Below are 10,144 nucleotides of genomic sequence, written 5' to 3' on the forward strand. Positions count from 1 at the left end.
GTCCGATACCTCGCCGTCCTCCACCCGCGTGGCGCACCGCAACCTGCCGATGCTGCTGTTGCGCGCCCGCGAAAAAATGATGGAGCGTTTTCGTCCGCTCATCACCGCGCACGGATTGACCGAGCAGCAGTGGCGCGTGATCCGCGCGCTCAACGAAAGCGGTCCGCTCGAACCGCGCCAGATCTCCGACATCTGCACGATATCGAGCCCGAGCATGGCCGGCGTGCTCGCGCGCATGGAGGCGCTGGGGCTCGTGACGAAGGAGCGCTTTGCAGAGGACCAGCGGCGCGTGCTCGTCTCGCTGACGAGGAAGAGCCATCAGCTCGTGAAGGCGATTTCGAAGGAACTGGAGGCGCGCTACGCGGCGCTCGAAGAGGAAGTGGGACGCGACGTGGTGGAGCGCGTGTATCGCGCGATCGACGACCTGCTGGCGGGTCTCGAGTAAAGAGAAAGGCGGCGCGCGGGTGAGGCTTTACGGGGACGCGGCGGCCTCTAGCCTGTCAGGCGAGCGCGGCGAACGCGTCGTCGAGTTCGAAGGCCTTGGTGGGGCGCACCACGCGCGCCACTTCCGCGCCGTCGCGCAGGAAGATCAGCGTGGGCCACAGCTTCACGCGAAACGAGCGGCCCAGCGCGCGGCCCGGGCCGTCCTCCACCTGAATGCGGCGCACGCCGGGATGCCGCGAGAACGCTTCGCCGATCAGCGGCTGCGCGCCCTGGCAGTAGCCGCACCAGTCCGTGCCGAATTCCAGCACCGCGGAGCCGGTCATCGCGTCGATGTCTTTGCGGGCGGGGGCGGTCGTGGCGTAGCTCATTGCGGGTTTCCTCGTGTAGGCCTCGGTGTTGGCCTCTATGACACCTCATACGATACCGCAATGCGCGGTTGGGTTCAGGCCGGCGCTCGCCTCGCAAGCATTGCGGTGGACTCGATGCGCTCGGTCAGCCAGCCATCGTCGCTGGCGTGCTCGTCGACGAGGGCGTCGATGCGCGAAAGCAGCGTGTCGAGCTTTTCGCCCAGGCGCTCGCGCGAAAGGCTCGACATCGAAAGCGGCCGTGCCTTCAGTTGCTCCGCGTTCACGCGCCGGTACTCGATCACCGACACACGCTCGATCGCGGTAAAAGCGGAACGCGCCAGCACGTCGCCATGGCTTTCCCATTGCGCGGACTTGCGTTGCGCGCGCGCCGGGTCTTCGTTCGCGTACTCGTCGAGCAGCGTGCGGTATTGCGCCGCCCAGGGCCGCAGCGGGTCGTCCAGATGCGCGGTGCCAAAGAGCGCGACGGCCCCGTGAGCGGCCAGGATCGTGTCGAGGCGCGCCAGCGTGTCGTCGCGGTCCATCCAGTGAAACGCGCGGCCGATCACGGCCAGATGAAACGTGCCGAGCGTGCTGTTCAGATCATACGAACTGCCCTGCCGGTATTCGATATTGGGCGCGATGCCCGCGCCGAACTGCGATGCGATGTCGAGCATCGCGGGTTCAGGGTCGATGGCGACGGCGTTCGCGACCCAGCTTGCGAACGCGAGCGAGAGCTGGCCGGGGCCGCAGCCGAGATCGAGCAGACGCTGGGCGCCGTCGAGCCCGGTGTGCTGGGCGACGCGGCGAATCAGCGCGGGCGAATAGGCGGGGCGGCCCAGCAGGTAGTGCGGGGCGGCGTGGCGAAAGCGGTCGGGGACGAAAGGCATGATAGAGCTCATGGCATCCTGGCGGGCGTTGGGGGCGTGCTGCGACCCGTACAGTCTGGAGAGCGCTCGTGGCAACGTCAAGGCAGGGTGCAAGGCGATAGGTGAGCCTTTTCGGGAGTGAGCGGACGAGGAGAGGACTGCGCACCGTTGCGCGCATTGCCGTTGTAGGCCGGCAGACCCGCAACTTAAGAAAGTACCTCGAAACAAGGGGTGAAATGATACGCCGGCAGCAATGGCCCGCAGGCGATGCGGCCTCGCCGGATGAGTTTTGGCGAGGCTGCTCGGCATGAGGTGAGCTTTTGCGGGAGGTGAGAAGGACGGCGCGAGGGCGCTTCACGGTACGGCGCTTTCGGGACTTCGTCTCGCACTCGAATTCCCGATTCGACCTTGTTTTCAAGGTCTTTTCTGATTGTCAGAAAAACAGGCGCCAGCGTTGCGTGCGACTCGTCATCGCGCGAGCGCCGCAAAGGTGAGAAGATTCGGGAGCCACGCGCGAGGGCACATGGACGTGCGCTTGCGTTGGGTATATAAAACAAATGCGGGATCCTTTCGATTACTTGTCATCCAGGAGAAACGGTTCATCATGGTGAGCGACGATCAGCAGAAGCAGGACGCTCAATCGCCGGGCGACGGCCCGGCACAGCCCGATCTGGAACATCTGAACGCGGCATTTACGCACGTCGACGAAGGCGTGAAGTCCGGCAAGATCGCAGCCGGCGCAGCCAAGGGGCTCGTGTACAGCCTCGTGGAGACGCTGGGTGCGCTCGTGGGCGATCCGGATCTGCCCGAGCATGCGCGTTCCGGTTACGTGGGCCTCCTGGAAGCCGCACGCGAACTGCGTGCGCGGCTCGACCGCTGACGTAGCGGATTCACTGCGGGCCGATCGATTTCGGCCGATCGATCGAGGCGGCGGTGCGCGGCAAGCGCCGCCGCCGGCTGCTTCATCCGGCCAGCAAGGCTTCAGCCAGGCCGTCCGGCGCGGCGCCGATGCGCAGTTCCGGCGTGCCGTGCCAGTTGGCGCAACGCTCCAGCGCGCGCCGCAGGTCGGTCGCCAGCCGGGCGCTCATGCGCACACCCGGTTCCAGATGCAACGATTTCACTTCGAACACCTGCTGCGCCCGGTGCGCCTTCGCGTCGATCCGGCCTACCAGCCGTCCCCGGCTCAATATCGGTAGTACGAAGTAACCGTACTTGCGCTTCGCGGCAGGCAGGTAGCACTCGATCGCATAGTCGAAATCGAACAGGGCCGTCGCGCGCTTGCGGTCCCAGATCACCGGGTCGAACGGCGAGAGCAAGGTCGTGACCGTGGAGGCGAGCTTGCCGCTCGCGGCCTCCGTGATCAGCGGCGCGAGCGCGCGATGAACGAATGCGTCGTGTTTCCAGCCCTCCACGCGTACCGGCAGCAACTCGCCCGCATCGGCAAGCGCGTGCAGTGCGTCGACATACGGGCGGCGCGGCAGGCGGTAGTAGTCGGAGGCCCAGTCCGCGCGGATCACGCCCAGCGCCCGGCAGGTGCGCTGGAGCAGCGTGCGTTCGGCGTCGGCGCGCGTGGGCAGATCGCGCGCGTCGTTCCAGTGGGGAAGCACGCGTTCGATCACGTCGTAGACACGCTGGAAGTTGTGCCGTTGCGCGACCATCAGGGCGCCGGTGGCGAACAGCACTTCCAGGTGGCGCTTTTCCGGCTTCCAGTCCCACCAGCCGCCGCCCTTCTCGCCCTCCGCGCGCGCGAAGTCGGACGAACGCACGGGGCCCTGCGCGCGGATGCGCTCGAGCAGCGCCTCGATCTCGCGGCGATGCTTCGCATGCCACTCTGCCGCATATTTCCAGCCCATGCCCGAAGGGTCGAGCATGCGGTGACGCAGCAGCCCGTAATCCTCGATCGGCACGAATGAGGCCTCGTGCGCCCAGTATTCGAAGAGGCGTCCTTCGGCGAGATGCTCGTCGAGCCAGCGCGGCTCGTATGCGCCGATACGGGAGAACAGCACGAAATAGGGGCTGCGCGCGACCACATGGATCGTGTCGATCTGCAATTGCGCCATGCGGCGGATCGCGTCGAGCACGTCGGCTTTCGTCGCCTTGCGGCGCGGCGGGGCGAGGAGGCCCTGGGCGGCGAGGTGCAGCGTGCGCGCTGCCGCGAGCGGCAGCGTGAGCGTCGAGCCTATGCCGGCGGGCGGCGTCTGCGTATCGGCGTCGAGCGCCGTTTCGTCACGCATGGGCGCCCGCCGTCACGGACACCTGCGCCGACACCTGCACGGGCATCGTCGCGAGCAACTGGTGGATCTGCGCGACCACGGCCGCGCCTTCACCCACCGCCGCCGCGACGCGCTTGGTCGAGCCCGCGCGCGCATCGCCGATCGCGTAGACGCCGTCCACGGAAGTCGCGAGGCTGCACGACGCGTCGCTGCTGCCGGTGAGCACGAAGCCGTGCGGATCCAGCGCGACGCCGCAGGCATGCAGCCACGCGGTATTCGGGTTGGCGCCCGTGAAGAGGAACAGATGGCGCGCGTCGAAGCGGTCGAAACCCGCCGGGCACGGCGACTTGAGCAGGATCGAGGCGAGCCCGGCGTCGTCTTCGTCGAGCGCGCCGATTTCGCTGTGCGGATGCACGTTCACGTTCGGCAGCGAGGCGATGCGGTCGATCAGGTAGCGCGACATTGTCGACTCGAAGCCGGCCTTGCGGATCAGCACGTCCACCTGGCGCGCGTGCGACGCGAGATACACGATGGCCTGGCCGGCCGAGTTGCCGCCGCCCACGAGCACGATGTTCTCGTGCTTGCAGAGCTTGGCTTCGACGGGCGACGCCCAGTAGTAGACGCCATGGCCTTCGTAGCGGTCGAGCCCGTCGATGGCCGGGCGGCGGTATACGGCGCCGCTCGCGATCACGACGGTATGGGCGCGCACGTTGCCGCTGCACGTTTCGAGCCGCAGGGGCCGCTCGTCGCAGTGCAGCTTTTGCGCTCGCACCGGAATCGCCACGTGCGCGCCGAACTTCTGCGCCTGCACGAACGCGCGCCCGGCGAGCGCCTGGCCCGAGATGCCGGTGGGAAAGCCCAGATAGTTTTCGATGCGCGAGCTCGCGCCCGCCTGGCCGCCCGGCGCGCGCCCGTCGAGCACGATCACCGAAAGCCCTTCGGAGGCCGCGTAGACGGCGGTTGCGAGTCCGGCAGGGCCGGCACCGATCACGGCGACGTCATAGACGCGCTGGTCGTCGAGTTCGGGCAGCAGGCCGAGGCAGGTCGCCAGCTCCGGCGCGGAGGGGCGGCGCAGCACGGTGCCGTCGGGGCAGATCACGATCGGCAGGTCTTCCTGGCGCGCGGCGTACCGTTCGATCACGTTCAGCATGCAGGTGTCGTGTTCGTCGAGCACGCTGTACGGGTGGCCGTTGCGCGAAAGAAAACCTTGCAGCGAGACCAGCGCGGGGTCGTCGTGCTTGCCGACGAGAATCGGGCCCCCGGCCCCCTTCTCGATGAGCGCGACGCGGCGCAGGATCAACGCGCGCATGATGCGCTCGCCCAGCTCCGCCTCGGCGATGATGGCCGCGCGCAGGCGCTCCGGCGGAATCAGCAGGGAAACGACGGGCTCGAGCGCGACGCCGTCCACGAGCGAGGGGCCGCCCGAGAGCTGGCCGACCTCGGCGAGGAACGAGCCGCGATGATGCTCGTTGATGTGCACTTCGCGGCCGAAGCCGTCGCGCTGATACACCTTCACGGAACCGGCGAGCAGAACGAACATGCCGGGTCCGGTCTCGCCCGTGCGAAAGAGCAATTCGCCCGGCGCCCACTCGCGCACGACGCCGAAGCGGTGCAGGCGTTCGATCTCCTCGTCGGTGAGGATGGGGAACATCTGGTGGCGCCGCGTGGAAAGCGACGAGTACGGTGCGTCGGCCTGCGGCGCTTCCACATCGGCGCGACTGACCTCGGCTTCGTTGATGGTGCCCATCTGGCGGTTCTCCTCGTGCGGTCGGCCCGAACGATGCCGGGCCGGGCGAACATGCGGACACATGCGTGGACGAATGGGTGGACCTGCAAGCGGACCGGCGGCCGGCGGCGCCGCATCTCTTGCGCCGCGTTACACCTGTGCGCCTGTGCGCCGGTCACACGGGCTTCGGCGTGATCTGCACCGCCATCCCTTCGCAGGGGGCGGCGACAAGCGATTCGATGGGATGGCCCGAGTCGCGCCAGGCGTCGATGCCGCCGAGGAGCGGCACGACGTCGGTGAAGCCGGCCTCTGCGAGCGCCTTCGCCATCCACGCCGCGGAAATTTCATTGGGGCATGAGCAGTAGATCACGAGCTTGCGGTCGCGCGGATACTTGTCGAGGATCTCGTTCAGCTGCCGCTCGTCGGCGAAGACCGCCCCCGGGATGATGTAGGGATCGAGCTTGCGCTTTTCCGCCGACCGGATGTCGAAGACGACGGGCGGCGGCTTGCCCGCCATCGCGCGGAAGAGGTCGTCTACCGTGATGCGGGCGTTCGCGAGCTTCTTGATGAGCTGGCGGCGGCGCTGCCACCGGTAGAGCGTGTAGAGCGCGAGCAGCACGAGTACCACTACGGCGGCGAGCCGGCCGAGGCGGCTCGCGCCCGCGAGCAGCATGTCGATCTGCGGCGCGAACACCACGCCGATCAGGAGGCCCGAGGCGGACCAGAGCGCGGCGCCGATGGCGTCGAAGCCGAGGAACTGCCGGTACGGCGTGCCCATCGCCCCGGCCATCGGCACCGAGACGATCGAGAGCCCCGGAATGAACTTGGCGACGGCGAGCACGCGCACGCCCCAGCGCCCGAAGAAGCGCTCGGTCTTCTTCACGCAGGTGTCGCGCGAAAGCGAGAGCCTGCAGAGCGTCTTGAGCGTGTTGCCGCCATAGAGCCGGCCGGCGAGGAACCAGACGCTGTCGCCGATCAGCGTGGCGAACATGGCGAGCACGATCACGAGCCCCACCTGCTGCCCGATCGAACCGGGATGCATGGCGGCCATCGCGCCGAACAGCACGAGCACCGGCATCGCGGGGACGGGCAAACCCAACGACGCGGCCAGCACGTTTGCAAACACGAGAGCAGGCCCGTACTGCTCGACGAGGTCATGTAGCATCGGCTTACTTCCGTCTCCGTGGGGGCGGAAAGTGAGAGGGTAACGTAACGATTATGGACGCATTTCGAAGGCGTGCAAGCGAGGCGCGCCACGCGCCATTATGTACGCGGTATGTGCCTGGAAATCGGCGCGAAAACCGGCCGCAAGGAAGCCGATGCGAAGCCATGCGCCCCTCGGGCTCAGGCGCCCCGCGCGGCGGCGGAGCGCCCGAGCCCGAGGGGGCGGGCGAAATGCGATTGCGCCGCCCGACGGTTTGCCGGGCGGCTTATGCGTTTACGGGGGGCTGACGGGTCTGGCGGACCTAGCGGCTGTGGGATTCCCCTGGCAACTCGGCGCCTTGCGCGCGGATGGCCGCGATCAACTCCGCGGGCGTGATTTCATAACGCACTTCGCGGTGTATGCCCGGCTTGCGTTCGTCGATTTCGATCAGCAGCAGGCTCTTGCCGTCGGCCGCCGATTCGAGACGTAGCGAACGCAGTTCGCGCCCGGTCGCGTCGTCATGCTCGGTGAGCAGGGTCATGGTTCCTGAAGACCCGGTCGTGCGCATTGATGTTGTCCTCGTGCGTTGATTGGTCGAGCCATTGTACGGGGTCGGCCACGCCGCGTCTTATCCCCTGTGCGCGCGGGCGCACACTCTGGGTTGGCGCCGCAGCGAGGCCCCGGCCAGCCAGTTTAACGCGACTCCAGGGCGCGCCGCATCTTTTTGCATACCCTGCAACGGTGCGGCGGGCGATGTGACTTTGTCACGACCGTGACGCAATCCGGCTCCGGCGCGGCCGCGCCTGGCTCCCGAAAGTCCTCACCTTTGCGGCCAAAAAAGATCGGCTCGCCCGGTCATGCCGAACGAGCCGTCGAAACGCCGTTGTTACTCGGATCGGCATGCTCGCGTGCGAACTTGCCGACGAGGAAGATGGTGCGGGCGGGAGCCGCGCCTGTCGAGATGGGACTTACGCCGATATTTCAGATCAATGACGCAGCTTGTGCCCCACCGGCTGCTTTTTCCCCGCTTTTTTCCTTATGCGGCTTCCGTTTCGGCCTCTTCTGCCACGACGGCCGCGGCCGAGCGCTTCGCGCGCGCGGGGCTGCGCCGCGCGGTTTGCGTGCCCGCGACGGTGAAGAGGCGCACCGCTTCGTCGAGCACGTCGGCCTGTTCGGCGAGGCGCTGCGCCGTGGCGGCCGCCTGCTCGACGAGTGCCGCGTTCTGCTGCGTCGCGCTGTCGAGATGCGCCACGGCCTGGTTCACCTGGCGAATGCCCTCGGCCTGCTCGCCGCTCGCATTCGCGACCTCGACGATGATCGACGAGACGCGGCTCACGGCTTCGTCGATGGCCTGCATCTGCGCCGTGGTGCGCGCAACCAGCTTCGTGCCCTGGGCGATCTCGTTCACGCTCGCGTCGACCACGTGCTTGATCTCCTTCGCCGATGCCGCGCAGCGCTGCGCGAGATTGCGCACCTCGCCCGCCACCACGGCGAACGAACGGCCGGCTTCGCCCGCGCGAGCAGCCTCGACGGCGGCGTTCAGCGCGAGGATGTTGGTTTGGAACGCGATGCCGTCGATCACGCCGATGATGTCGCTGATGCGCCGCGAGGCCTCGTTGATGCCGGCCATGGTGCGCTCGACCTGGCCCGCGATCGAGCCGCCCTCGGCGGCGGCGGCCTGCGCCTCGCGCGCGAGATCGAGCGCGCGCGTGCTGGCTTCCGCGTTGGCCTGCACGGTGGTGGTGAGCTGATCCATCGTTGCGGCGGTTTCTTCGAGCGAAGCCGCCTGGAGTTCGGTGCGGCGCGACAGATCGACGTTGCCGCTCGAGATCTCGTGCGCCGCGTCGAGCATGCCGTCGATCTGCGCGCGCACGTCGCACACGATGGCCGTGAGGTTGGCCTGCAGCTGATTGAGGGCCTGCAGCACTTCGCCCAGATCGTCGCTCGTGGTGATCGTGAGCGTGGCGGTGAGGTCTCCGGCGGCCATGCGCGTGGAGGCGGCGGTCATCTGGTCGAGCGGCGCGCCGAGATGGCGCGTGGTGAGCCACCAGGCCACGGCGCTGCAAATGGACGCGACGCCGAAGGCGCCCCAGAACGGCAGCGGCGGCAGGCCCTGCCAGGCGGCGATGCCCGCGAGGGCGAAGATGGCGGGCACGCCGCCATAACCCATGGCGATGCGCGTAGCGATGGGTACGCGCAGCAGCGCCTGCACGGCGCCGGCGAGGCCGGTGCGCACGATCGCGCCGTGGCGCAGGCGCGCGCCGCGCAAGGTGCCTTCGCGCATTTTCGCGTAGAGGGCCTCGGCCTCGCGGATCTCGTCGCGCGAAGGCTTCACGCGCACGCTCAGATAACCCACCACGTTGCCTTGTTCCGAGACCGGGGTGACGTTCGCCCGCACCCAGTAGTGGTCGCCGTTCTTGCGGCGGTTCTTCACGAGCGCCGTCCAGGGCCGGCCTTCGCGGATGGTGCTCCACATGTCCGCGAAGGCAACGGCCGGCATGTCGGGGTGACGGATGATGTTGTGCGGCTGGCCGATCAGCTCTTCGCGGCTGAAGCCGGAAACGGCGATGAACGCGGGGTTGCAGTACTGGATGCGGCCTTTCAGGTCGGTGGCCGAGACGAGCATCTGCGAAGCGGGAAAGTCGTATTCGTGTTGCGTGACGGGCTGGTTGTTGCGCATGGGATTCCTTGCAGGCGGGCCGCTGGCGGCCTTACATCACTGCAAAGTTAACGGCATATTCCATATGGACTTTAGGGTTTTTCAAGCGTTGCCGGCCCGCTTGTGTGGCTTGGGGGAGATTTCCTTTGGGCTCAGGGGGTTGGTCGCGGTGTCCGGGAGATATGCACAGGGTTTTGCACCAAAGCTGTGGACAATTTCGCCTGGAGGTACGCGGCGATCCTGCCTTGTGTCGCGTCAATATCCAGCCACTTGATTCGTCCTGCATTTGCGTTTCCCGCTTACCCTAAATAAGGCGATTATCCCTTTGGCATAACCCGCGGACTGACAGTCCACGCGAATGTCGTGTCGGGCATCGTTTTATTTTGTCAGATTAGGACTACAGATTAACGGAAGGACGATTCATGGCTGAATACGATGGTGCGAGCCGGCGGGTCACGGGCCGCCAGTCGGCGCACGTGGAACTGTACCGTCGCTACCCGCAGGACAAGGCACCGGCCGATGAGCAGAAGAAGCCGATGCCCGATGTGTCGGTGGTCGAGTGGGAGGTGCACGAAGAGGTCTGCGAGCCGTACCGGATCAGGCTGCTGGTCTCGACACCGGGACCCGTGCCGCGCAGGGACATTCTCGGCCAGTGGGCGAAGTTCAGGTTCCAGACCCAGGAAGGCGCACCGGTTCGCGAGTTCCGCGGATTCGTCACGCGCTTTCACTCGGTGTCGAGCTCGCG

At 67.2% G+C, this 10,144-nt stretch carries 10 protein-coding genes; 3 read left to right on the forward strand and 7 right to left on the reverse strand.

The window, feature by feature from the left end; all coding sequences use genetic code 11:
• The first annotated feature begins 49 nt into the window (after positions 1-49).
• Positions 50-445, forward strand: a complete 396-nt coding sequence (gene hpaR / locus BAC01S_RS27980; protein WP_027797722.1) for a homoprotocatechuate degradation operon regulator HpaR — start codon at positions 50-52, stop codon at positions 443-445.
• A gap of 55 nt (positions 446-500) precedes the next feature.
• Here the strand turns inward: hpaR and BAC01S_RS27985 are convergent, their stop codons facing one another.
• Positions 501-812, reverse strand: a complete 312-nt coding sequence (locus BAC01S_RS27985; RefSeq protein ID WP_027797723.1) for a thioredoxin family protein — start codon at positions 810-812, stop codon at positions 501-503.
• Between the two features lie 74 nt (positions 813-886).
• Entirely contained in the window at positions 887-1,678 is a 792-nt protein-coding gene (locus tag BAC01S_RS32935; RefSeq protein WP_245616713.1) for a class I SAM-dependent methyltransferase, read from the reverse strand.
• Between the two features lie 583 nt (positions 1,679-2,261).
• Between BAC01S_RS32935 and BAC01S_RS27995 the strand changes: the two genes are divergently transcribed.
• Positions 2,262-2,537, forward strand: coding sequence for a hypothetical protein (locus BAC01S_RS27995; protein ID WP_027797724.1), 276 nt, complete (start codon positions 2,262-2,264; stop codon positions 2,535-2,537).
• 82 nt (positions 2,538-2,619) lie between these two features.
• Here the strand turns inward: BAC01S_RS27995 and BAC01S_RS28000 are convergent, their stop codons facing one another.
• From BAC01S_RS28000 to BAC01S_RS28020, 5 genes are all read right to left on the reverse strand, one after another.
• Complete coding sequence (locus BAC01S_RS28000; RefSeq protein WP_084168936.1) at positions 2,620-3,891, reverse strand: winged helix-turn-helix domain-containing protein; 1,272 nt, start codon at positions 3,889-3,891, stop codon at positions 2,620-2,622.
• Complete coding sequence (locus BAC01S_RS28005; protein ID WP_027797726.1) at positions 3,884-5,617, reverse strand: FAD-dependent oxidoreductase; 1,734 nt, start codon at positions 5,615-5,617, stop codon at positions 3,884-3,886. Before BAC01S_RS28005 ends, BAC01S_RS28000 begins: the two co-directional genes overlap by 8 nt.
• A 154-nt stretch (positions 5,618-5,771) precedes the next feature.
• Positions 5,772-6,761 (reverse strand): DedA family protein/thiosulfate sulfurtransferase GlpE, encoded by a 990-nt coding sequence (locus BAC01S_RS28010; RefSeq protein ID WP_027797727.1) that lies wholly within the window; start codon positions 6,759-6,761, stop codon positions 5,772-5,774.
• Between the two features lie 301 nt (positions 6,762-7,062).
• Positions 7,063-7,308, reverse strand: a complete 246-nt coding sequence (locus BAC01S_RS28015) for a hypothetical protein (RefSeq protein ID WP_062859428.1) — start codon at positions 7,306-7,308, stop codon at positions 7,063-7,065.
• A gap of 468 nt (positions 7,309-7,776) precedes the next feature.
• Positions 7,777-9,420 carry a methyl-accepting chemotaxis protein gene (locus BAC01S_RS28020; RefSeq protein ID WP_027797729.1) on the reverse strand — a complete coding sequence of 548 codons (1,644 nt, stop codon included), beginning with the start codon at positions 9,418-9,420 and terminating at the stop codon, positions 7,777-7,779.
• Positions 9,421-9,821: 401 nt separating this feature from the next.
• On the opposite strand from BAC01S_RS28020, the gene BAC01S_RS28025 reads away from it, so the two are divergent.
• A partial coding sequence (locus BAC01S_RS28025; RefSeq protein ID WP_027797730.1) for a hypothetical protein occupies positions 9,822-10,144 on the forward strand: 323 nt, incomplete at its 3' end.

Origin of the sequence: Paraburkholderia acidipaludis NBRC 101816 (genome assembly GCF_000684975.1) — a bacterium.
GTDB classification, from domain to species: Bacteria; Pseudomonadota; Gammaproteobacteria; order Burkholderiales; family Burkholderiaceae; genus Paraburkholderia; species Paraburkholderia acidipaludis.